Source organism: Hamadaea flava, from assembly GCF_024172085.1.
Classification (GTDB): domain Bacteria; phylum Actinomycetota; class Actinomycetes; order Mycobacteriales; family Micromonosporaceae; genus Hamadaea; species Hamadaea flava.
Genome location: NZ_JAMZDZ010000001.1, coordinates 5,740,858 through 5,764,073 on the forward strand (window position 1 = coordinate 5,740,858; position 23,216 = coordinate 5,764,073).

18 protein-coding genes and 1 tRNA gene are annotated in these 23,216 nt (G+C 68.4%); 10 read left to right on the forward strand and 9 right to left on the reverse strand.

All coding sequences use genetic code 11. From position 1 onward, the window contains the following. On the forward strand, window positions 1-1,095 hold the full coding sequence (locus tag HDA40_RS27000) for a UDP-galactopyranose mutase (RefSeq protein WP_253760588.1): 1,095 nt from the start codon (window positions 1-3) through the stop codon (window positions 1,093-1,095). Here HDA40_RS27000 and HDA40_RS27005 read toward each other — a convergent pair. Both HDA40_RS27005 and HDA40_RS27010 read right to left on the reverse strand, forming a co-directional pair. Then, window positions 1,058-1,738: a hypothetical protein gene (locus HDA40_RS27005; RefSeq protein WP_253760589.1), complete on the reverse strand. Its 681-nt coding sequence runs from the start codon at window positions 1,736-1,738 to the stop codon at window positions 1,058-1,060. The genes HDA40_RS27000 and HDA40_RS27005 overlap by 38 nt on opposite strands. Further along, window positions 1,735-3,516 carry a carbamoyltransferase family protein gene (locus HDA40_RS27010; protein WP_253760591.1) on the reverse strand — a complete coding sequence of 594 codons (1,782 nt, stop codon included), beginning with the start codon at window positions 3,514-3,516 and terminating at the stop codon, window positions 1,735-1,737. The genes HDA40_RS27005 and HDA40_RS27010 overlap by 4 nt, the downstream gene beginning before the upstream one ends. 273 nt (window positions 3,517-3,789) lie before the next feature. Here HDA40_RS27010 and HDA40_RS27015 point away from each other — a divergent pair, with 273 nt between their 5' ends. The 3 genes from HDA40_RS27015 to HDA40_RS27025 are packed head-to-tail and all read left to right on the forward strand — an operon-like array spanning window position 3,790 to window position 7,228. After that, a complete protein-coding gene (locus HDA40_RS27015; protein WP_253760592.1) occupies window positions 3,790-4,743 on the forward strand; it encodes a glycosyltransferase family 2 protein in 954 nt (317 codons plus the stop codon). Continuing rightward, complete coding sequence (locus HDA40_RS27020; protein WP_253760593.1) at window positions 4,740-5,933, forward strand: ATP-grasp domain-containing protein; 1,194 nt, start codon at window positions 4,740-4,742, stop codon at window positions 5,931-5,933. Before HDA40_RS27015 ends, HDA40_RS27020 begins: the two co-directional genes overlap by 4 nt. Continuing rightward, window positions 5,930-7,228 (forward strand): hypothetical protein, encoded by a 1,299-nt coding sequence (locus HDA40_RS27025; protein ID WP_253760595.1) that lies wholly within the window; start codon window positions 5,930-5,932, stop codon window positions 7,226-7,228. Before HDA40_RS27020 ends, HDA40_RS27025 begins: the two co-directional genes overlap by 4 nt. A 12-nt stretch (window positions 7,229-7,240) precedes the next feature. Here the strand turns inward: HDA40_RS27025 and HDA40_RS27030 are convergent, their stop codons facing one another. Together HDA40_RS27030 and HDA40_RS27035 are read right to left on the reverse strand one after the other, a co-directional pair. Next, complete coding sequence (locus HDA40_RS27030; protein ID WP_253760597.1) at window positions 7,241-10,417, reverse strand: ATP-binding protein; 3,177 nt, start codon at window positions 10,415-10,417, stop codon at window positions 7,241-7,243. 50 nt (window positions 10,418-10,467) lie between these two features. After that, window positions 10,468-11,160 carry a hypothetical protein gene (locus HDA40_RS27035; protein WP_253760599.1) on the reverse strand — a complete coding sequence of 231 codons (693 nt, stop codon included), beginning with the start codon at window positions 11,158-11,160 and terminating at the stop codon, window positions 10,468-10,470. Between the two features lie 503 nt (window positions 11,161-11,663). On the opposite strand from HDA40_RS27035, the gene HDA40_RS27040 reads away from it, so the two are divergent. The 3 genes from HDA40_RS27040 to HDA40_RS27050 are packed head-to-tail and all read left to right on the forward strand — an operon-like array spanning window position 11,664 to window position 14,533. After that, window positions 11,664-12,329 carry an Abi family protein gene (locus HDA40_RS27040; protein WP_253760601.1) on the forward strand — a complete coding sequence of 222 codons (666 nt, stop codon included), beginning with the start codon at window positions 11,664-11,666 and terminating at the stop codon, window positions 12,327-12,329. Window positions 12,330-12,342: 13 nt separating this feature from the next. Next, window positions 12,343-13,617, forward strand: coding sequence for an AAA family ATPase (locus HDA40_RS27045; protein ID WP_253760603.1), 1,275 nt, complete (start codon window positions 12,343-12,345; stop codon window positions 13,615-13,617). 46 nt (window positions 13,618-13,663) lie between these two features. After that, window positions 13,664-14,533: a hypothetical protein gene (locus HDA40_RS27050; protein ID WP_253760605.1), complete on the forward strand. Its 870-nt coding sequence runs from the start codon at window positions 13,664-13,666 to the stop codon at window positions 14,531-14,533. Between the two features lie 40 nt (window positions 14,534-14,573). Here the strand turns inward: HDA40_RS27050 and HDA40_RS27055 are convergent, their stop codons facing one another. Together HDA40_RS27055 and HDA40_RS27060 are read right to left on the reverse strand one after the other, a co-directional pair. Next, window positions 14,574-15,125 (reverse strand): histidine phosphatase family protein, encoded by a 552-nt coding sequence (locus HDA40_RS27055; RefSeq protein WP_253760607.1) that lies wholly within the window; start codon window positions 15,123-15,125, stop codon window positions 14,574-14,576. A gap of 82 nt (window positions 15,126-15,207) precedes the next feature. Continuing rightward, the gene (locus HDA40_RS27060; protein WP_253760608.1) at window positions 15,208-17,133 is read right to left on the reverse strand and encodes a putative bifunctional diguanylate cyclase/phosphodiesterase; all 1,926 of its coding nucleotides are present in this window, start codon (window positions 17,131-17,133) and stop codon (window positions 15,208-15,210) included. A 278-nt stretch (window positions 17,134-17,411) separates the two neighbouring features. Between HDA40_RS27060 and HDA40_RS27065 the strand changes: the two genes are divergently transcribed. Beyond that, entirely contained in the window at window positions 17,412-18,557 is a 1,146-nt protein-coding gene (locus tag HDA40_RS27065; protein ID WP_253760609.1) for a branched-chain amino acid ABC transporter substrate-binding protein, read from the forward strand. 24 nt (window positions 18,558-18,581) lie between these two features. On the opposite strand, the gene HDA40_RS27070 is transcribed toward HDA40_RS27065, so the two are convergent. The 3 genes from HDA40_RS27070 to HDA40_RS27080 form a co-directional block, all read right to left on the reverse strand. Next, entirely contained in the window at window positions 18,582-20,117 is a 1,536-nt protein-coding gene (locus tag HDA40_RS27070) for an AMP-binding protein (RefSeq protein WP_253760610.1), read from the reverse strand. Between the two features lie 81 nt (window positions 20,118-20,198). Continuing rightward, window positions 20,199-20,283, reverse strand: a tRNA-Leu gene (locus HDA40_RS27075). A gap of 195 nt (window positions 20,284-20,478) precedes the next feature. Then, entirely contained in the window at window positions 20,479-20,973 is a 495-nt protein-coding gene (locus HDA40_RS27080; RefSeq protein ID WP_253760612.1) for a MarR family winged helix-turn-helix transcriptional regulator, read from the reverse strand. Window positions 20,974-21,046: 73 nt separating this feature from the next. On the opposite strand from HDA40_RS27080, the gene HDA40_RS27085 reads away from it, so the two are divergent. Both HDA40_RS27085 and HDA40_RS27090 read left to right on the forward strand, forming a co-directional pair. Further along, window positions 21,047-22,312 carry an MFS transporter gene (locus HDA40_RS27085; RefSeq protein ID WP_253760614.1) on the forward strand — a complete coding sequence of 422 codons (1,266 nt, stop codon included), beginning with the start codon at window positions 21,047-21,049 and terminating at the stop codon, window positions 22,310-22,312. Then, complete coding sequence (locus HDA40_RS27090; RefSeq protein WP_253760616.1) at window positions 22,309-23,196, forward strand: EamA family transporter; 888 nt, start codon at window positions 22,309-22,311, stop codon at window positions 23,194-23,196. The genes HDA40_RS27085 and HDA40_RS27090 overlap by 4 nt, the downstream gene beginning before the upstream one ends. Window positions 23,197-23,216 lie beyond the last annotated feature (20 nt).

Below are 23,216 nucleotides of genomic sequence, written 5' to 3' on the forward strand. Positions count from 1 at the left end.
ATGACCATTCGCGTGATCGGCGCCGGCCTGGCCGGGGCGACTGTCGCACATCTGCTGCACCAGGCCGGGCGACGCGTCGAGGTGCTGGAGGGCGACCCGACGTGGGGCGGCCAGCTGCGTACGGCCAGCGCGGGCGGGATCCTCTACGAACCGGCCGGGGCGCACATCTTCCACACCTCCGACACGGCGGTGTGGCAATTGGTGACCGGCCTCGTCGAGATGCTGCCGTATCGGCACGCCGTGCGTACCGAGGCGTTCGATCGGGTGCTGAGCTGGCCGCCGCAGCTGTCGGAACTGCGAGAACTGCCGCAGTGGGCCACCGTGGAACGAGAACTCGCGAGCCGTCCGGCGGTGCCTCGGGCGGACAACTTCGAGTCGTGGTGCGTCGGGCTCATGGGCGAGACGCTTTACCACGAGTTCATCGAGGGCTACACCCGCAAACAATGGGGTGAGGACCCGAAGAACCTGACGGCGGCGTGGGCGCCCAAACGCATCGAACTCCGCGAGGACGGCTATCGCGACCTGTTCCGCGACCCGCATCAGGGCTGGCCGAGCGGCGGCTATCCCAAGCTTCTGGACGCCTTGCTGCGTGAGGTGCCGGTGGTCATGGGTCAGCGGGTGACGATCGACGACTGGGAAGACGTCTGCGCCGGGGCCGACGCGATCGTGGTCACCTGCGCGCTCGACGAGTTCTTCGCCTCGCACCTCGGCGCGCTGCCGTGGCGCGGTGTACGGCTGGTCAACCACTATCTGCCCGGCGTGGACCACGTGCTGCCGTGCGGCGTGCTCAACACGCCGAGCCCGCTCAAACCGCATACCCGCGCCATCGAGACGAAGTGGATGAGCGGCCAGACCGAGCCCGGAACCGTGGTCAGCTACGAGTATCCGGGCGCGCCCGCCCGCCACTACCCGATCGACGACGTCGCGGGGGCGAACCGGGCGCTGGCCCGGCGCTACCTCGACGAGCTGGCGGCGCTGCCCGGCCCGCCCCGGTTCGTCGCGGGCCGGCTGGCCACCTACACCTACATCGACATGGATCAGGTGATCCGGCAGGGGATCAATACTGCTCGGCGGGTACTGGAGGCGCTGGGATGACGGCCGGCGCAGCAGCGTCGAACCGGTCGACCCAGCGACCCAGCGGGGCGACGAGCACGACGATCGCGAGCACCAGGTGCACTGCGCAGAACACGATCGCGACGGTCGCGCTCGGCGGCCCGCCCACGAACACCGCGATGTGCGACGCCCACTTCAGGCGCTCCGGTCGCGGCCCGTCCCAGTCCGCCGTGAAGTAATAGGTCAGGTCGTTCAAGCCCGAGATCAGGACCAGGATGCCCGCCAGTCCCGCGCGCAGCGTGCGCCCTGCAGTCGCGCCGCCCAGACGGTACGCGAAGAGCACCGCCAGTACGGTGAACGCGTTGACGAAGATCGTCCACTGGTACAGCTCTGGGAACGCGGCGTCCTGGTTCGGTGATTCGGCGTACCCGAAGATGTTATGGACGTTGAGCGTGTCCACGACGCCCATGTAGCCCAGGAGCAGCGCCCCGACGAGGGCCAGGCTGAGCCCGGGGCGCTGCGGGAAGAACGCGATGGCGACCACCGCGCAGAGCAGGGGTGCTGTTTTGAACAGCACCTCGCCCACGTTGTCGATGGTGCGGTCGGCGGGCAGCACCACCATGATCGCGTAAGCCAGCGCGGCGCCGGCCACCGCGGGCACGAGCCAGAACCAGCGCCGCGTCACTTCTGCGTCCAGAAGGGACCAAGCGCGAGCGCGTCCATGTCGGTACGCAGGTAGCACGAGACGGCCTCGGCCGGCGTGCAGACGATCGGCTCCTCGTTGTCGTTGAAGGACGTGTTCACGACCATCGGTACGCCCGTCAGCTCCTCGAAGCGTGTGATCATCCGGTGGTAGAGGGGATTGTCCTCGGCAGAGACGGTCTGTACCCGCGCGGTGCCGTCGGCGTGGGTGATCGCCGGGACGCGGTCGCGCTGGTGCTCCAGGACATCGAAGACGAGCAGCATGACCGGGGACGGATAGCCCGACGCGAAGTATTCGCCGGCCCGTTCGACGAGGCAGGACGGGGCGAACGGGCGGAACGGCTCGCGGTGCTTGACCTTCTCGTTCAGCCGGTCCTTGGTGTCCTTGCCCCGCGGGTCGGCCAGGATCGAGCGGTTGCCCAGGGCACGGGGGCCGCATTCCATGCGGTCCTGGAACCAGCCGACGATCTTCCCGTCGGCCAGGCCTCGGGCGGTCGCCACGGCGATGTCGTCCGTGCGCTCGTACGCCAGCCCGGCGTCGGCGAGCGCCTTCTCCATCTCGGCCTCGGAATAGCTCGGGCCGAGGAAGATGTAGTTGCCGGTCGGCCGGGGCGCGCCCTGCGTGACGGCCACCTGGACGGCCGCGCCGAGCGCCGAGCCGTCGTCGGCGGCAGCGGGCTGGGCGAAGAACTCCTCGAACGGCGTCTCCAGGAAGATGCGCCCGTTCATGACGCTGTTGAGGGCGACGCCACCGGCCGTGACCAGGTTCGTCTCCCCGGTGTGCTGCTGAAGCCAGCGGGCGACGTGCAGCCCCGCCTCCTCCAGCGTCGCCTGGAGCCCGTATGCGATGTCGGCGTAGTGCTGCGGGACGGCGTCGCGCGTACGCGGCCGGGGCGGTCCGAACCGCTCGAGGAACTTCGGCGCCATCTGATGCTTGCCCGTGGCGTGGTGGCGGAACCAGCTCAGGTCCAGCTCGTACCGGCCGTCGGGCAGCAGGCGCACCAGTTCCTTCATCGCCTCGACCTGGGTCGGCTCGCCGTACGCGGCCAGCCCCATGACCTTGCCCTCGTCCCGGGTCGGGTGGAAGCCGAGGTAGCTGGTGACGCAGGCGTACAGGGCGCCGAGGGAGTGCGGGAACTTGACCCGTCGTACGTCGCGGATGCGGTCACCCTCGCCGACGGCCAGGTAGGTCGACGTCCCGTCGCTGCCGATGCCGTCCCACGTGATGATCGCCGACCGGTCGAACGGCGACAACAGGTACGCGCTGGCGGCGTGGGACAGGTGGTGGTCCACGAGGTGCACCTGGAACTTGACCGGGCCGGTGTAGCCGACCGCGTCGCAGACGACCTGCTTCATCGTCAGCGACCGCTTCAGGTGCAGCAGGAGCGCGCCGCCGACGTTGTAGTCGTCCGAGTGCTGCTGAATGCCGCCCGACCGCATGGTCGCGGTGAGCCCGCTGGCCCGCCCGTCATAGGTGCCGGCGTCGTTGCGGAACACGGCGAGGGTGGCCGGCAGGTGCCGGACGAAGTGACCCAGCGCGTGCTGGACCTCCTTGCGGGCCTGCCAGAAGTACGCCACATGATCCACGTCGCCGAGGGTGATGCCCTCCATCGCCAGGCACTCCTGGATGGCCTTCGCCGGGAAGGTGCCGTCGTGCTTGACGCGGGATATCCGTTCCTCCTCGACAAAAGCCACGATGCGACCGTCGCGGACGAGCGCCGCCGCCGAGTCGTGGTGCTGGTTGATGCCGAGAACGTACATGGCGGCGTACCCCGATCTTCGTCGATAGGTCGATTGAGTGTGCCAAGCCGCCGCGAGATCGACAACCCTCCGATGTGACGCATTGGTATGTACGACTGGAAAGCCGACACGTTGTTGCCAAAGCGCTGGAGGCCGTGGCAAGGTGTCGACACAGGCCGATTCGTCGACTTAGACATCCACATGGCGCGATGCTGTAGTCGACCGGGATGGCGCGACGCGGCGCCAGAAGGGTGGCCCGCTGTGCGGGGACGAGATCGACCGGAAGACTTCGCCGTGACCGTCGTGGTTCCCTGCCTCAACGAGGCCGACAACGTGGACGCCGTCTATCAGGAGATCGTCGAGGAGCTGTCCGGGTACGCCGGCCTGGAGGTCCTGTTCGTCGACGATGGCAGCACCGACGCCACGCTCGACCGGTTCCGGACCCTCGCCGAACGCGATCCAGCGGTGTCCTACCTGTCCTTCACCCGCAACTACGGCCTGGAAGCGGCCTTCTCCGCCGGTTACCGGTACGCCCGCCACCCCTGGCTGCTGCACCTGGACGCGGATCTGCAGTTCCCGCCGGCCGAGGCGCACAAGCTGATCGCCAAGGCGATGGAGGGCTACGACGCGGTCTTCGGCATCCGCGTCGACCGCCAGGATCGGCTGCTCCGGCGGCTCGCCAGCGGGCTGCACGAGGTCATCTCCCGGCGGCTGCTGCGCATCGACATCCCGTCCGGCGGCACGAGCTTCCGGCTGGTCCGCACCGAACTGGCTCGCCGGGTCGTCGACCTGCGCCTGGGTACGCCCTACTTCATGGCCGCCCTGCCCCGGCTGACCCGCAACTGGACGACGACGCCGACCGCCCATCGCGCCCGCCGCGGCGGCGAACCCAAGGTGACCGTACGCGGACTGGCCCGGCACGCCGTCGAGCTGTTCATGTCGTACTCGGTCCGGCCGATCACCTTCGCGGGCGTACTCGCCCTGTTCACCAGCCTCTGCGCGCTGATCGGGGCGATTCTGGCGGTGCTCAGCCACCCGTCGGCCGCCGTCCTGACCGGGATAGCGCTGTCCGGCGGGCTGCTGAGCCTGGCGGTCATCGCGCGCTATCTCGTGCACATCGCCCGAGGTCATCCCGGCACGCCGCAGTTCCTCATCCAGGAGGCGAACATCCCGGTCCGCGACGAGGACCGCCTGTACGCCGCCGCCCCGCTGACCGGCCAGGTCTCGATCATGGAGCACGCGTCATGACCACCCTCGCCGTGCTCGGCGGCGCCGACGGAGCGATCACCACGCTCGTCACCGCGCGCAGATTGGGCCTAACCACTGTCTGCGTCGACGCCCGGACCGACGCCCCCGCCGTCGGGTACGCCGACGAGTTCCTCAACGTCAGCACGCGCGACGTCGACGAGCTGGCGAGGCAGCTGGGCCGCCGGGCCGACCTGGCCGGAGTCGTGTCGCCGGCCAGCGACGTCAACCTGCCCGCGCAGTACCGGCTGGCTGAGCGCCTCGGACTGCCGAGCGGCCTGTCGCCGCGGGCCTTGCGAGCCTCGGTCGACAAGGGTTACTTCCGCGACGTCTGCGACGGGCTCGGCCTGCCCGGACCGCGCTTCGCCCAAGGCTCCGCAGCCGCGGTACGCGCAGCGGCGCGGGATCTCCGGTTCCCCGTCATCGTCAAGCCGACGGACTCCAGCGGCGGTCGCGGCATCAGCCTGTGCACGGCACCGTCCGATCTCGACGAGGCGATCAGCGCGGCGGTCGCGTACTCGGCGTCGTCGGTCGTCATCGTCGAGGAGTTCCTGGAAGGCGATCACTACGCCGTCGAGGCGGTCGTCGCCGACGGCCGAGTCGTCCTGTTCGGACTCGGCGCGCGCAGGTTGACCGAACCGCCGCACTTCGTGACCATGGAACACACCATGCCGGGTGGCGATCCCGTGCTGGTCGCGCGCTGCCGGGCGATCGTCGAGCAGATCGTCGCCACCCTCGGCTACGCCTGGGGTTCACTCAACGCCGACCTGCTCATCGACGCCGACGGGCAGATCGTCGTCATCGAGATGGGCGCCCGGCTGGGCGGCAACGGTTCCGCCGAACTGCTCGGCCTCATCCACGGTGTCGACGTCACCGCTGCGTACGTGACCGCCGCCGTCGGGCAGCGACCCGACCTGACGGCGACTGCGAACGGCTGCGCCGCGATGCGGGTTCTGCGAACCGCCGAGGCAGGCAAGCTCGTCGCTGTGCACGGGCTCACCGAGGTACGCGCACTGCCCGGCGTCGTCGACCTCATCCTGGCGGCCCGGCCCGGCGACCACGTCGAACCGTACGCCCGCGCCGGGGCCAAACTCGGCTACCTGCTCGCCCGCGCCGACGATCAGCCCAGTCTGGAGCGCGTCCTCGCCGACGTGGACGCCCTCCTTCGTATCGAGGTCGAGCCGGTGGCGTGACAGCCGTGCTGCCGCGGCCACGCATCGTCGCCGCACTGCTCGCCGGACGCGGGGCCTACCGGATCGCCACGTACGCCGGTGGCCTCGCCCTGCTCCAACTCTGGGGACCGGACGACTTCGCGGCGTACGCCACCGCCGTCGGAGCGCTGGCCTGGCTGACCCAACTCGTGTCCAGCGGACCGGAGAAGGCCGCGCTGAACCTGGTCCCGCTGCGCGGCGGAGCCGGGCTCGCGCGGTTCTTCCGAGCCCTCGTCGTGAGCGCGCTCTGCCTTGCTCTCGTCGCCGGCCTCTTGTCCGGTGCCGGCCTCTACGGGGCCGCCGGGGTGGTCGCGGTCGGCGTCGGCAGCGCGACCGTGCTGGTCGCGCTCTACCGGCTCAGCGGGCAGCCGATCGCCGACAGCCTCGGCTTCTTCGGCCTCGCCACGACCCACGCGCTCGCCGTCTTCGCCGCGTACCTCGGGGCTGGTCCGCACGGCGTCCTGCTTCTGCTCGGTGCCGGAACCCTCGCGGTCAACGCGGTCCTGCTCGCCCGGCTCCGCCTCTCCGTCGCCCCGCCGTCGCGCGCTTCCGCGTCCGACGCTGCCGCTCCAGACTCGGCGGCCGGGGCGCCGGCTTCCGCGCCACCAGACGCTTCGGCTCCCGCTGCGATCTCCGGGACTGTGGCGCCGGATTCCACGCCGCCGGAGACATCGCGGACTGCGGCCTTCCGGGCCGTCGCCGTCCTCGGCACCGCCGACATCGTGGGCGTCCTCGGCGTCTCGGTGCTCTACCTCGCGTTCGCCGCCGCCGACCGGCCCGCCGAGACGAGCCTCTTCTACCTGCTGGTGGTCGTCTCGGCGGCGGTGTCGACCGGCTGGGGCTACCTGCTCCGCCTCGCCCAGCCCACCGTCGCGCTCCGCATCGAGCGCGCCGGCGAATCCGCCGCCTGGTCCGCGACCCGCCGCAGTCTGATTTGGACGATCGGCCTCGGCCTTCCCACCGCGATCACGGTGGGCGTCCTGGGCCGTTCGGCGGTCTGGGCCTACGTCGCACTCACCATCGAGATCCTGTTGTACGCCGCGAACGCCGTTTCTGCCCTCCTCCTGGAAGCCAGCGGTGCCCGAGGCCGCCGCTGGTCGGCCGCCGCCTCGATCGGTCAGCTCGCCGCGGTCGCCGGGACCGGCGGGCTCCTGGTCCCGCTCGCCGGCGCCACCGGCGGCATCGCCGCGCTCATCGCCGGCGAGCTGGCCCGGGCACTGCTCATGCTGGCGCTGACTCGGCGATCCGGAGAACCCGCGACCCTTCCATCGGCGTGATCGAACGGCGGTTCAGGGCTTCGGTGCCGCCTTCGCGCGTTCGAGCACCTCCTCGGAGGTCAGCGGTCCGCTCGGGTGGTGGCTCAGGCACATCGGCACCGAGACCTGCTGGCAGGGCACCCCTTCGCCCATCGCATAGAAGTGCCCGGTACGCAGCAGCCCGACATCGCTTACGCGTCCGCCTTTCGCCTGAGCCAGCTCCTTGGCGGCGCTGATCTGGACCGGGCTGTTGAGGAACCCGTAGAAGTGGGTGGCCGCGTTGCCCACGATGCGGTTGTGGAGTCCGCGTGGGGCCTGCGTCGCGAAGATGAGGCCCAGCCCGTACTTGCGCGCCTGGCTCGCCAAAGCCAAGCTGCTTTCGGTGCACGCGGTCACCGCGCCGGCGGGAGCGAAGATCTGCGCTTCATCCATGACGAACAACCCGCCGAGCGGGCGATCGTTTGCGGGGTTGCGCTTGATCCAGCTGAACAGGGCCATCTGCAACTGATTGACGAAACTCTGTCGCTGTTCGTCACTGGGCAGGCCGATCAGGCTGATGAGGGAGATCCGCGCACGTTTGCCCTTCGCCGGAGTCAGCAGGGCCGCCGGGTCCAAGGACACGCCTGATCCACCGAACAACGGATCGTTGATCTTCGCGGCGGTGAGCGTCTGCGCCATCTCGTATGCGAGCTCGCGCGCCTTCCCCAAGGTCGTGACACCGTCGGGAAGGTCGTTGAGGATGTCCACGAGCCCGTCGAGATGGTTCCCGCCGCTTTTGGCGAAGTGGGCGAGCGCCTCCCGCAGGACTGCGCGTCCCCGGTCCATCTTGGCCGTGTTGCCGCCCATCCGGGCACGCGGGGCCAACGCGGAGACTGCGCTGTCGAGCGCGAGCCCGAACTCATCCGGGTCGTCGATGATCGCCCCGAAATCCGGCAGCGGCTGAAGGCTCAGCGGTCGCCCGGCTTCGCGACGCGGGGTCCAGACCACCACGTCCGTGGTGTCGAGATACCTGCGTGCGCGTTCCTCGTCGTCGGGTGCCCAGCCCTCCGGCGGGTGCGGCCATGGATCACCGAGCCGGGCCAGGTCGTTGTTGGGGTCCAAGGCGATCGTCGACACGCCCTGCAGGGCGCATTCCTCGATGAGCCGGCGGATCAGGACGGTCTTGCCCGACCCGGACCCGGCGAAGATGGCGACGTGCTTGCGCAGGTCGCGAAGGTTGACCGCGACCTGCTGCCCGCCGTCGACTGCCGAGCCGACGGCAATCGCCGCGTCGTCGTCGACGGCTACGGTGGCGTCGCTGATCGTCTGGCGGGCAGGTGGGGCGGAGTTCGTGTCCGGAACGTCCTCAGGGCTGGCTGCCGACCCAGGACGGCCACTCGGTCCGTGCGGCTCCGGCGGCTGAGCCAGAACGATGCCGGTATCCGGCGGCGAACCGAAGATCTCCGTGAAGATGCCGGTTCGGCTGGCGGGCCGGCGATCGGCCAGCCACTGGTCGAAGCCCGGCTCGTCCTCCGCCAGCATCTTGCCGAGGGCGTGGAAGGTTTTGAGGTCGTCCTCGGCGATCTTCGTCAGCATGCCGCCGTCCGTCTCGAATCGCTCGCGCCGCTTGCGGCACACCGGTCCGTTGGGCCAAGGCACGTTTCGCAGGAGGACCGCCCGTCGTTGGGGCACCTGCGGATCGAGTGCCGCCGACAGCGTCAGCCGCGCCAATCGGGGGAGGACGGCAGCGTGATGCTTCTTCGCGAGCCCGCGGAAGGACCAGACGCCGAAGTCCTCGGCCTCCTCGTCGAACGATTCACGGAGCGTGGCGTGGGTCGCCGTGTTGGCCCCACCGTCGACGGCGACGGTGAACCGGCGTTGTTCGCTCTCGCTCTTCTCGCGGATCCAGGCCTGCAGTCCTGAGCCCAGCAACTGGGGCATCTCTCGGTCTTCCAGCTCCGCGTCGAGGGCTCGTTCGATCGACGCGTGCTTACGATGAGCGGCGAACTGCTGATCAAAGTAGGCCATGCGCTGGGAATCGGCCCCGGTTGCATCGACAACAGCCGGGTCGGTCGAGCGCTTGAGAGCGTGCTCGAAGTCCGCCAGCGGGATGACTCGGCCAAGCCGGACGCATTCTCGGACGTGCGCGTCGATTCGTTGCAGCAGCTGCCTCGGGGTGTAGTCCGGGGCCGACTCGAACGCGGACGGCAGCACCGGCCACGTGGGTTGTGGCGGCTCAAAGCCCGCCACTTCGAACTTGCGCTTGAAGTGTGCGCTCACGAGTTCACGACCGAGTTCAGCCGACGGAATGCGGCTCAGCGGTGATTCGCGGTGGAAGCGGTCGGCGATCGACCCGAGTGTGTTCTTGCAGATCAAATCCCAGGTCGTGGTGAGACAGGAGACCAGGAGAACCGTTCGCCGCAGCTTCTCGCGCGCGTCCATGAGTCCCTGGCCCACGTCTTCCAGCAGCTGAGTCACCTCGGTGGGTTCGCCCTCGGCGAGGTCGACGTGCTTTTGCAGCGAAGCTCGTCGCACTTGGGCCATGGTGGCGTCGACCTGGTCCAGCGCGAAGACCGTCGGTCCGCTCAACGCCACCAGCAGCGAGAGCTCTTCGACGACGTCGCGGGGAGGCTTGGGCTTGGAAGGCAGACGCCAGCGGGTGCGCTCTTCGGCATCAGCATCCTCGACGTTGCAGCGCAGATGGCCCTCACCCAGATCCTGCAGGTTGTTGTCCCAAGCGTTTCGCAAGATCATGGCCCGGAGCGTCTGATGGCAGCGTCGCCCCAGCTCCGGGTGTGCGTACCGAAATCTGTCGATGAAGTCGTCCAGGCCGTCGCGGGTCAACGGCCGACGCCCCAGGATCTGGTCGCGAACGTCGATGGACACCAGCGCCTGATCGCAGAAGGCGTCGAGGAGTCTGCTCAGCTGGTTCGGATGCCCGACGGTCGGCCGCGCGAAACCGTCGATGAATGCCTGGATCAGGCAATCCCAGAAGTCCCCCTGGGGGACCCCCAGAAGGAAGAAGTAGCCGCCGTCGGCCTGGACCTGGCGCCGGATGGAACTGAGGAGATGGGTCTTCCCGGCCCCGGGTCGGCCTTCCAGGACGATTCCCAGCGGGTTCGCCCCCGGGCTGAGTTTGGCCGCGGCGAAGGCGGTCAGGATCCCGTCGGCCGCTTGCCGGTTGAGGCCGGCGACGTGGACGTCGGGCCCGGTCCAGACGTCCTCCTGCATGGGGGCCCACTCGAACCGGAGTTGTTGCAGCGCTCGTAGTTCATGCCCGTTCATCGATGCCCCACCGTGATGAAGTGCATGTCCTCACCGCCGATGCTCAAGGCCGCCGTACGGACTTCGGGAGTGAGTGCCTTGCGGTTCGGATCCGGCTCGAGCTGGATCGAACGCCGCCGGTCCAGCAACTTCAACGCCTTGTCGAGATCGGCACGATCGACATGCGACAGCGCGCCACGTAGCCGAACGAGGCTGACGAGATCGCCATGTTGACGGCTGAGGTTCGCGTACGCCGCCATGATCTCGGCCTCCACGCCGTCCGCCTGCTGAACCGGCACGGCCGGCCGCGGTTCGCCGGCATCCTCGGGATGAAACACCCGCTCCTCGTCGAGGCCGTAGTCGCGGATGACGCGATCCAAGAGCTTTCCGATCGCGTAGAGCAGGCGCACATCGGCGACCGAGCCCTTCGCATCGGCCGGAGCCGGCTCGGCGAGGAGGGCCCGTGCGTGGCGGCGGCCCTCCGGCGTCAGCTGATGGAAGTAGGTTCCGCCCGCCTTCGTGACCTCGCCCTTGGCGTTCCTGCGTACGACCTCGACGAGGCCCGCCGCCCCGAGGACGTCGCGGCCGGCCTTCGCGACCCGCACCCGGAACCGCTCGTAAAGCATGGGGTCCGTGATCTCTTTCTCCGGCATCAGGAGCAATGCGATGAGGGCGAGGCGAATGGACGGTTTCAGCTCAGCGTTCGGCATGGAATGTCTTCTCTCGGCGAGGGGGAGGAACGGTGCTGATTCGGCGAAGTCGCCCGTGTGACGTTACGGGGTGTGGACCGTCTGGGAACTGGCCGCGCGTACGCCGAAAAATCGCCGACCGTCCTTTGGCGACGTAGGCGACTTGGTGGAACGCGACCGAGTCGAATAGCCGCTGACTGTTGATCGATCCGGTATGGATCGACTACGTCGTCGATTGCCAAGGGGTTATCTCCTTGCGTCGATCTGCAAAGCCCTTCAACGTACAGCAGATGCACGGCGCTGAATTGTCAGATCTTGAACAGTTGACGACTGGCACTTGTGGACAGCAAGCGCCTCGTTGACGGTTGACGCGACCGACCGTGAAGGTGCAGATTGAGGATCCTCGCGACGGCGACCGTCGGCGGGCGGGGGACGTAAAGAGGCCCCGGGGACATAACCGCAAGGGTCATCGGTCGCTCCGGGGCTTTGATGCGAACCATACACCTACGCCGGGGAAGGGTGCAATGACGATCAACGACGGCTGGTACGAGTCATACCTGGGCAGCGACCGTCTCGCTCGGTTCCTGGCCGGGGTGCGCCAAGATCGGGGGCGAGTCGGGGCACTCGTCGACTGGGATCGGGAAATGCGCGGGGAATTGCAGAAGATGCTCGGTGAATGGGAGATTGCCTTGCGCAATGCCTACGACCGGGCCATCAGCGGTTGGTGGACCGGCGAACAGCATTGGCTGTTGGATCCGGCCAGTCCGGTGAACCGCGAGATAATGCACCGCTCGGAAGACCTCAACCGGATCTCTCGCAACTCCATTAAGAAGGCGGTGCAGCGCACCAGGCCCGGCGATCCGATCGGGCGGGTCATCGCCAATCTTTCGCTGGACTTCTGGCGCTATCTGTCGGTCACGGCCCGGGAGAAGACGCTGTGGGTGCCGGCTTTGCATCGGGCCTTCCCCAAAGGCAGCGACCGGGCCCAGATCGACCGGCAGATCGACAGCCTGTATCGGCTCCGCAATCGCGTCGCCCATCACGAGCCGATCTTTCATAAGCCGATCGTTCCGTTGACCACCAGCCTCGTCCACAACTGCGAGCTGGTACGCCCGGAACTGGCTGACACGATCGTGGGTCGGGGAACCGTCAAGCAATTGTGGGGCGACCGCCCGATCGAACTGCGATGAACGGATTCCTCTCGTGCTGAAGAGCGTTCGCTTCGCCAATTATCGATGCTTCCGGGATCGGCAGGGTCTGGACATCCGGCCGGTGACCGTCGTGCTGGGCAAGAACAACTCCGGAAAGAGCGCGTTCACTCGGGCCGCCATCGTCCTGCAGACCGGGTTTCCCGGCGGCGGGGGCGAGCCTGCTGCCACGCCGTTGGACCTCGATCGGCTCGGTGACACGATGCCGGTCTTCACCGATCTGGTGCACCGGCACGATGAGCGGGGCACCATCGAGGTGGGGCTGGCTTTCGACGACAATCGCGTGCAGTCGATCGAGGCACACGTCCGGAATCTGGACGACGCGTGTCTCCAGGTGGTCTCGTATCTGCGCCTCAGCATGAGCCACGGCACGTGGACGCTCACCTGGACCGGATCTTCGGACGTCTATGAGCAGCTCTGGGTCGCGAACGGTGGGGGTCAACGGTCGACCACCGGGCCGATCTCGTTCCAGGGCCTCGTGCCACGGTATCTACCTCGCGAGATCCTCGACCGTGACGATGGCTTCGACCTCGCCCGGCACTGCGCTGAGGCGTATGGGCGGATCCGCTATATGTCCCCGTTTCGTGAGGCCCTGCGGCGCGAGCACTACCTGCCCGTCGGCGTACCCCGGAGTGTCGGCGACCGGGGTCAGCACTTCGCCGCGGTCCTGGCGCACGACCAGGTCCGGGGCAACGGCGAGATCCGCCGGCGCGTCAACGAGATGATGCGAGAGGTCCTCCCGGACTGGACCCTGGACGAGGTTCCGGACGGCCGGCTCTTCACAACCGTTCTGCGGTCCAGGCGCGACGGCGAACTCGTGGTCAATGTCGCGGACGCCGGATCCGGTGTCGTCCAGCTCTTGCCGATCTTGGTACAGCAAGCGCTCGACAGCGTCACCGGCAGACCGGAGCGGACCCTGTACATCGTTGAGGAACCCGAGTTGCACCTGCATCCCGCCGCGCACGCTCAGCTGGCGGACCAGTACCTGAACGCGGCGAGGCTGACGGGCAACCGGTTCCTCATCGAGACGCACAGCGAGGCGCTGCTCCTTCGGCTGCGCCGGAGAATCGCCGAGGGCACGAGTACGCCCGACGACGTGGGGATCTATTTCGTCCACCACGACGGGCGCGCGTCCTCCGCGCAGCAGATCGTCATCGATGAGCTGGGGCAGCTGAGTTTCTGGCCGGACGGCATCTTCACCGAGGACTTCGAGGAAGTTCGCGCCCTCGCGGCCGCGCAGATGCGGAGGTCGGGCCTCAATGTTGCTTGAACTCGACGCCGAGGTCTTCGCAAGTCACGAAGATCCGAATCAACGATTGATCTTCACCTTGATCGGCTTCATGGTGGACGGCCGCCACCGGTGGTTCCCGCGTCCGGAGGTCGCCAAGATCGCCGAGGTCTACCTGGAGAAGCACTTCCCGACGATGACGATCTGGCACGAGTACCTGCGGAACGCGTCCACGGCCTCGGCTTGGCAGACGCCCAGCTCGCGGCCGGTAGTGCAGGTCACCGTCGGCTCCCTTGAACCGGTGACGAAGGACCTCGGTAGGCCCGCGATCGTCCTCGTGGAGAACGGGCGAAACGACGGCAGCTTCCTCAAAGCCGTATTCGCCGCGTATGACCCGTCGCTCGCCGAGGCGGAACGCTTGGAGTGGCTCCACATCGACCACTCAGGTGGGACCGGTGATCAGCGCTATCTGGCCGATGAGCATGCGAGGCGGTTCACCGAGATCTGCCGAGTCATCGTGGTCAAGGACAACGACGAGGGCGTCACGGGGTCTGCCTTCGAAGACGAGTCCGCGGACTGGCCGCCGCAGCAGCCGCGCATACACATGTGGCATCGGCTGGAGGTCGAGAACTACCTGCCAGACAAGGTTCTGATCGAGTCGACTCATCCAGACGCGCAAGCCATGATCAGCCATCTACGGAGGATGAACAGCGAGCAGCAGCGCCTCATGGACATGAAAGGCGGCCTGAACAAGGCGACCAAGGCGGCCCAGAAGGAGGCGTTCAAGAGCCTCAGCCCGGACCTCCGCCGGGCCTGGCGTACCGGCTTCGCCAAGCAGTTCCCCAGTCCGCTCGTCCCGGAATCCATCACGCTGACCGTCGACGACTTCGCTCGGCTAGGCCCGGATGTCCACTACGAGCTGACGGAACTCCTGGCGAGAATTCGCAACCTGACCTAGCCGAACGGACGCGTTCGACCAGGTGGATACGCCGTCTCGGTCAGAAGTGATCCACGGCGGCGACCCGCAGGACCCGTGATCCCTCCAGCGTCGTGATCGCACACGACGGCACGCCCTGCTCCAGTAACACTCGCGGGACCTGGTCGTCGCCGAGGAGCGTACGCAGCATGTCGGTCGTCACGCCGCCATGGCTCACCGCGACCACCGGACCCGGCATGTCCACAACGGACTGCACGAACGCGATCAGCCGCGCGGCCGCCCGATGCGACGAATCACCGGTGCGCGGCGCGAAATCGCGTACGCGAGTCGCCCGATCCCAGTCCGCCAGAAACTCCGCGAGCGGCTGCCGGCCGTCCCAGTTCATCCGCTCCGCCAGCCGCCGATCCTCGACCACCTCGACACCGAGGGCGTCAGCGATCGGCCGAGCAGTCTGCAGCGCACGCCGCAACGGGCTGCTGAACACCGCGCGTACGCCATGATGGCTGAGCATCTCAGCAGTACGCGACGCCTGTTCGCGGCCTAATTCGGTCAGCTCGGGATCGCCCGGCTCGGATTGCCTCTCGGCATGCTGGACGAGATACACGACAGCCACCCTGGCAGCCTTTCGCACCAGGGGCGCCGTTGCGACCGAATTCTGTTGGTACCTTTCGTGAACGTGGCCTCCGACGAGCCCGTCAGGCGACGGCGTCGGGCGTCAACGCGCGACTGGGTTCGGCGATCATGCGAGCCCGCTCCTCGGCCACGGCACATGCGGTCTCGAGGTTGTCGACCGGCACCGGCCGGGCGATTCCGAACCCCTGCGCCTGGTCGCATCCGTAGTCGCGGAGGACAGCCAACGTTCGCAGGTCCTCCACGCCCTCGGCGGTGACGAAGAGACCCAGGTTGTGCGCCAGATCGATCGCGCTGCGTACCAGCACGGCGTTGCCGGGATCGGTCGCCACGCGACGGGTGAGTGTCTGATCGACCTTGAGTTCGTCGGCGTTCAGTTGCCGGAGCTGGTGGAGCGAGCTGAAGCCGGTGCCGAAGTCGTCGATCGAGACCTGTACGCCGTCCCCCTGGACCTGGCGCAGCATGGCGAGCGCCTTGTCGGGGTCGGTCATCATGCTGCTCTCGGTGACCTCCAGCCGCAGCAGTGACGGCCGGAGTCCGGATTCGGCCAGCGCAGACCGCACCTGGTGCGCGAACTCCTCGTCGAGCAGACACTTGGGCGAGACGTTCACGGCGACTGTCACCGGGTTGTGCTCCTGCCAGGCCGCGGCGTCCCGGACGGCCAGCCGGAGCAGGTGGTAGGTGAGCGGTATCTCCAGGCGTCCGGACTCCGATATCGCGAGGAACGCCCCGGGCAGCAGCAGGCCGAGCCGAGGGTGCCGCCAGCGGACCAGAGCCTCGACCGCCGTGACCGAGGCGGTCGAGAGGCACACCTGAGGCTGGTAGTACAAGACGAGCTGGTCGTCGGGGTCACCGCCGTCCAGCAGGGCGCGCAGCTCCCCGAAGAGCGCCATCCGTTCGGGCCGTTCGGCGTCGAGCTGCGGGTCGTAGACGGCCACCGTCGAGCCGTCGGCCTTCGCTCGGTACATCGCCGCGTCGGCGCGACGTAGCAACGTCTCGGCGGTGGATGACTCGTCCGCGATGGCGAGGCCGATGCTGCCGCTCACCGCGGCCGGGCCGGCGGTCAGCCGGAAGTCCTGTCGCAGCGCGTCACCCACCTGCCGGGCGATGCCGGTCGCGGCTGCGACGCCGGCGACCGCGGGGAGGAGCACGGCGAACTCGTCGCCGCCGAGACGGGAGACGGTGTCGCCGGCCCGGAGCAGTACCTGCAGGCGTCGGCTGATCGCGGTGAGCAGTTCGTCGCCGGCGTGATGGCCGAGCGTGTCGTTCACGGACTTGAATTCGTTCAGGTCCACGATCATGACGGCGGGCTGCGTGTCCTGCCGGCCGCGAAGCGCTGCTTCGAGCCGGCGCTGGAACAGCGCACGATTCGGCAGCCCGGTGAGCGGATCATGGAGGGCCAGGTGCTCGCTGGCGTCGGCCTCGACGACGAGCCGCCGCTGGTAGCCCAGCACCACGCGCCAGATGATGGCCACCAAGCCGAGCCCGATCGCGAATCCGGCCACCATCGTGATCAGGATCCGGGACTGGATGTGCTGTAGCTCGGAAGTGATGCGCTGGGCATCGCTGTGGTAGCCGTTCGCCACGTCGTCGATGTCGCGCTGCAGCGTGTAGTAGAGGGGCTGGACTTCCAGGCGATCGAATTGCCGGGAGGCCGGATCCTGATTGGCGACCTGGTTGATCAGTCGATCGGCGGAGTCGCGGAACGCGGCCTGTTCTTGACCCAACCGCGTGGCGTCGGCGGCGGCCGGCGGGAACCCCGACACCGCTGCCTTCTGCAGAACGGCCGCGGTCGCGTTGACCGACTTCAGGTAGCGGGTGCGAGCGGCGTTGGAGGGCTCCAGCTGGTAACTGCGAATCTGGGCGGCCTCCAGCGCCACTGCCGCGCGGGCGTCGCTGAACAGCGCGTCGAATGTCTGTGCCTGGCTCTGCCGAGCGGTCGCCTTGCTGGTCTGGAGACTGCCCCACAGGGTGAATCCGACCAGAGCCACCAGGACCATGGCCAGTGCGCCGGTGGTGAGCAGGCTTCGCGACCGACGGGCGCGGGCGTCCGTGCGAGAGCCATCCGTTGCCCGCACGACGAAGCGATCAACGGCCGCATCAGATTTACGTCTATCTCTTGTCATTCCCGCCGCGTTCTCCTCCTGCAGCAGCTATGACCTGCGAAAACTTGCCTATGCGAAGGTTCGGGATCCGCGTCAAGGTGTGCAACACTACAGGACTGCCGGCGAAAGGTGAAAGCATGCGTAGCGGACGAATCAGGCGCAGGATGCTGGCGGTTGCCGTCGTCCTCACCCTGGGCGTCACCGCTTGCGGCAGCGGTGGCCGAAGCAGTACGCCGACCACGTCGCCGGACGTCATCAGGCTCGGCGCGCTCATGCCGATGACCGGCGACAACGCGCCCTCGGCGGCGAACATCATTCCCGCTCTCACCATGGCGGCCGACCAGATCAACGCCGCGGGCGGCGTACTCGGGCGGCGGGTCGAGATCGTGACCGCGGACGACGCGTGTGATCCAGAGACGGCCGTGAACCAGGCCAACGAAATGATCAAAAAGGACATCACCGTGTCCGTCGGCGGCTACTGCAGCAGCGCGACCGTGCCGACCCTCAGGATCTTCCACAACGCCGGCATCCCGATGGTCATCCCGGCGGCCAACTCCACGGACCTGATCTCCCCGCGGTACGACAACGTCTTCCTGCTGTCAGGTACGACGACGATCGAGGCGCAACGGGCGGTGGAGTGGATGCCCCACCTCGGCGGGCACAAGGTCGTCCTGGTCCATGACGGGACCAGCTTCTCGGAATCGGTCGCACAGGGCACCCGGGAGGCGGCCCGGAAGCCCGGCAGCGAGATCGAGGTGATCAGCGAGGCGCAGATCAGCCAGGGCGCCGACCACTACGACGCGGTCGCCGCCCGGATCAAGGCGGCGCACGGCGACCTGGTCTTCTTCACCGGCTACTACGCCGAGGCGGGCAAGCTGATACGCGACCTGCGCGCGGCGGGCTACCAGGGCAAGGTCATGCTCTCGGACGGTGGCGTCAATCCGGCGGTGTTCCGTGGGGTCGACGCGTCGGCGTTCAACGGCACGTACGGCGTGGCCCTGCCGATGCCGGAGTTCCTGCCCGACCTTGCCGCCTGGTCGGCGAAGTATCGCGCAGTCGCCGGGCACGACGCGGGGCCGTTCACGCTTCAGGCGTACGACGCGGTCCAGCTCGCGGTCAACGCGATCAAGCGGGCCGGCAGCCTCGATCGATCCGCGATCGGCACGGCGCTGGCCGAGACGCAGCCCGGCGACGTCGACCTGCTCACCGGGTCGGCCGGCTTCAACCCGGAAGGCACGCAGAAGAACGTGCGGTTCATGCTTCTCCGGCTCCAGGACGGCACCTTCGTCCAGGACCCGCTGTCCCGCTGACGGCCTCCGTCCCGGCCATTCGGCTCAGCGATCAAGGCTTTCCGTAGCCAAGGCTTGGAGTTGGGCACGTACCAGCTTTCCCACCGTGCTCCGCGGAAGATGGTCGACGAAGGTGACGGACGAGGGCGCCTGGTGGGACGCGAGGCGTTGCCGGCCGAAGGCGAGCAGTTCCTCCTCGGTCGCCGTCGACCCGGCCACCGGTACGACGACGGCGACCACCAGCTGGCGGCCGTCTCCGCTGACCACCTGCGTGACACCGGCGTCGGCGATCGACGGATGACCGATCAGCACCCGTTCCACCTCTGCTGGATAGACAGGTTCGCCGACGGAGAAGAACTGGTCGGCGATTCGGTCGACGATCCAGACGTACCCCTGCTCATCGACGCGCGCCGCGTCGCCGGTACGCAGCCAGCCCGTCGGAGTGATGGCCTCGCGGGTGGCCTCAGGTCGATTCCAGTACCCGGCCATCACGTTCGGACCGCGTACAAGCAGCTCCCCGATCTCGCCCGCACCCACCACAGTCCCGTCGGCTGCCGCGATCTGGATGTCGACCAGCAGGGGTGGTTTCCCGGCCGAACCGATCTTGGTGAGCGAGCTGGCCGGATCGAGCAGGAGCGCGAGCGGTGCCGCCTCGGACAGTCCGTAGCCCTGCAACAGGGTCACCCCGCGGTCCAAGTATTGCCTGATGAGGCGTTCGGGCACGGGAGCGCCGCCGGTGAGCATGAAGCGAACGCTGGACAAGTCGACCAATGGCCAGGCCGTCGCCCGGGTCAGCGCGTCTAGGAGGTCGGGATTGCCGAAGCCCACGGTCACCTGGTGACGCTGCATCGCCAGCAGGATCGCCTCGGGACTCGTGCCTTCCGGAACGACCACCGTTCCGCCCAGGAAGAGGACGGGCAGGACGTTCACGCCGGTACCGCCGACGCGGAAGAACGGAGCGATCGCCACCGTCACGTCGTCGCCGCGAAGATCCGCGCAGGTGAGCAGGTTGACCACGTTCCACGTCACGTTCGCGTGGGTGAGTGCGATCGCCTTGGGCGATCCGGTCGTGCCGGAGGTATGCGGAAGCAGGCAGATGTCGTCCATCTCGACCGGTACGTCCAGGGCAGCGTCGGGCGACTCGGCCATGAGCGTCTCGAAGTCGAGCGCCGTGTCGGCGGAGCCCGCTAACGCGATCCGATGGCGGACCGAAGCCGGCGTCGAGACGGCATCAGCCGCGTCATGCTGAATCAGAACCGTCGGAGCCGTCTCATCCAGGGCTGCACGGACTTGACTCGCCGCGAACTGGTGATTGACCGGGGCCAGCGCCGCGCCCACCAGTCCACAGGAGAACAGCGACTCGAGGTACGCCGGATGATTCGGTCCTATCCACCCGACCCGATCGCCGCGTTCCACGCCCAGGCGCAGCAGACCGTTGGCCAGCCGTCGAATCCGACCGGCCAGCTCAGCGTAGGTCAGCGACCGGCCGTTCCCGATCAACGCGACGCGATCCGGCGACACCCTCGCCCGGCGTTCGATCCACGAACCGACCCCGACGTTGGCGGCAGGTGTAGCGGCCATGGCCCAGCGTATCCACGGCCGGAACCGGTCCGAGCCAAAACACCGATGCCTGCCTGCCGGCAGTTCGAGCAAGGGAACTTGTGGTGCGGAAGGGGGGACTCGAACCCCCACGCCCGAAGGCACCGGTACCTAAAACCGGGGCGTCTGCCAATTCCGCCACTCCCGCGCAACCCCCGCAGTGTAGACGTTCGCCGACCCGGGGTCATCGCGCCGCCCGCACCGTCCCCCGTTCGCGAAGTCGATCAGTCCGTCGGGGGAACGATCAGGGTCGCCGGGGCACGACACGCCGGTCGATCACGACCGTTAGTTCATGATCGCGCGGACAGAGCGAGGGGAGAGCGAGCGCCGCGTGGCGCGAGCGTCACGAGCGGGAAGCGGCGAGCAGATCGCGAAGCAGATCCGCGAGCTGCTGACGCGCGGAAGGAGCGAGGTGCGAAAGCACCGAGCGCTGAACCTCGAGCCCGGCGGCGACAGCGTCGTCGATGAGGGCGCGCCCGCGTTCGGTGAGCTGGGCGCGGAGCGACCGGCGATCGGTCGGGTCCGGCGTACGCGTGATCAGGCCGGCCTTCTCGAGTTTGTCGAGCCGCCCGGTCATCCCCCCGGTGGTGAGCATGAGGGTGTCGGAGAGCTGCTTGGGGGACAGGTCGTAGGGTGCGCCGGCTCGTCGCAGGGTCGCCAGCACATCGAATTCGCCGCGGCCGATGCCGAACCGGTTGTACACCTTTTCCATCTGGTCGCCCATGGTCCCGGCGATCCGGTAGATCCGGCCGAAGACCTCCATCGGGAGCAGGTCGTCGAGGTCGCTGCGTTCGGTGCGCCACTGCTCGATGATCGCGTCCACGCCGTCCTGTCGCATGCCTCAGGCTAGCACGAAGCTAGCACGGAAGATACTAGCTTGACAGTAACTAGCTTAGTGCTAAGTTACTGGCATGCTAAATGAGTCGAGCGCGTCCAACGGGCAAGCGCTGAGCAAGCGGGCCGAGCGCGGGTTGATCGCCGGGATGCTGGTCGACGCCATCGGATCGGGGATGTACGTCCCGTTCAGCCTGATCTTCTTCCAGCGGGTGACCGGCCTGTCCCTGGCTGCGATCGGCGCGGTGCTGACCGTCACCGGGTTCGTCGGGATGGCCGCACTACCGCTGGCGGGCACGCTCGTCGACCGGTTCGGCGCCCACCGCACCCGCCAGGCCGTCTACCTGCTACGCGGGCTCGGCTTCCTCGCGTACCCGTTGGGAACGAGCCTCGGCGCCTTCGCCGCCATCGCGACCGTGAGCGCCGCGGGGGAGCGCGCCTTTCCCGCGATCCAGCAGGCGCTGATCGGCGAGGTCGCGACGGGCGAGCAGCGTGACCGGCTGATGGCGCTGACGCGCAGCGTCCGCAACGGCGGGCTGGGGGCGGGTGGCCTGCTCGCGGCCGCGGTGATCGCGCTCGCGGGCGACACCGGATTCGTGATCGCCGCGTGGCTCAACGGCGCGAGTTTCTTCCTCGCCGCGCTGCTCGCGGTGGGGATCAAGACCGTCAAAGCTCCAGTCGTACGCGAGAAGGCAAGCTATCGAGCAGTGCTCCGCGACGGCCCGTTCGCCGCGTTGACGGGCGCGAACTTCCTGATCGCCTTGGGCTACGCCGCGCTGACGATGCTGCTGCCAGCCTATGTGGTCAGTGAGTTCGGGCTGTCGGCGTCGGTCGCCGGACCGCTGTTCGCGGTGAACACGGCGCTGTGCGCGTTCGCCGGGGTGCCGGTCGGCCGATTCACCCGCAGGTACGCCCGCCACACGAGGGTCGCGGCCGTCGGCTCGCTGCTGTTCGCCGGCGCCTTCATCGGGTACGCCCTGCTCGGCTCGCTGCCCCGGCAGGTGCTGATGGTCAGCCTGATCCTGTTGCTGGTGCTGTACACGGCCGGTGAACTGGTGCACAGCCCGAGCGCTGGGGCGCTGTCGGTGAGCGCCGCGCCGGACAATGCACGGGGTCGGTACCTGGCGACGTACCAGCTGTCGTGGGCGCTGTCGTCGACCGTCGCGCCGGGGTTGTTCACCGCGTTGCTGGCGATCGACGGGCGGCTGCCGTGGTTGGCGCTGGCGGTCAGCTCGGCCGCCGGGGCGGCGATCCTGATCGGACTGGAACGCCGGTTGCCCGCCGACGCCGTCTACACCCGTCCGGTCGTGTCGACGCCGCGTGACCTGGCGGTGGCCCGATGAGACTGCTGCTGACCGCGCTCGCCCCGCTCGCCTGGGGCTCAACGTACGCCGTCACGACCCAACTGCTCCCGGCCGACCGGCCGCTGCTGGCGGGAATGCTGCGGGCGCTGCCGGCCGGGCTGCTTCTGCTGCTGCTCACCCGGAAACTGCCCAGCGGACGCTGGTGGGGCAAGGCGTTCGTGCTCGGGGTGCTCAACATCGGGGCGTTCTTCCCGCTGCTCTTCCTGGCGGCGTACCGGTTGCCGGGCGGCGTCGCCGCGGTGCTCGGCTCGGTGCAGCCGCTGATCGTCATCGGGCTCTCCGCTTTCCTGCTGAACCAGCGACCGCTCCTGCGGGCCGTCGCCGCTGGGGCGATCGGCGTACTCGGGGTCGCGCTGGTGGTCCTGCGTCCGGGTGCCTCGTTCGACGCCGTCGGTCTCGCCGCGGGACTGGTCGGGGCGGCCGCGATGGCGGCGGGAACGGTGTTGTCCAAGCGATGGGGCCGGCCCGACGGAGTGAACGCCCTGACGACGACGGCGTGGCAGCTCACCGCGGGCGGACTCGTGATCGTCCCGTTGGCGCTGCTCATCGAGGGCGCCCCGCCAGCCCTGTCGCTGACCAACATCGCCGGGTACGCCTACCTCGCGACGGTGAACACGGCGGTGGCGTACTGGCTCTGGTTCCGGGGACTGGCAGCGCTGCCGGCGAGTTCGGCCGGCTTCCTCGGGCTGCTCAGCCCGGTCGCCGCGATGATCATCGGGTGGGCTGCGCTGGGACAGGCGCTGGCGCCGGTGCAGGTCGTCGGGGCGGTCGTCGCCCTCGGCGCTACCGTCGCCGGCGCGCTCGTCGCCGCGCGTCCCACTCCCGCCCCGCTGCCGTCGCCGTCGCTCGCCGCTCCGCGCTGACCCGGCGTGCAGTGGGGACC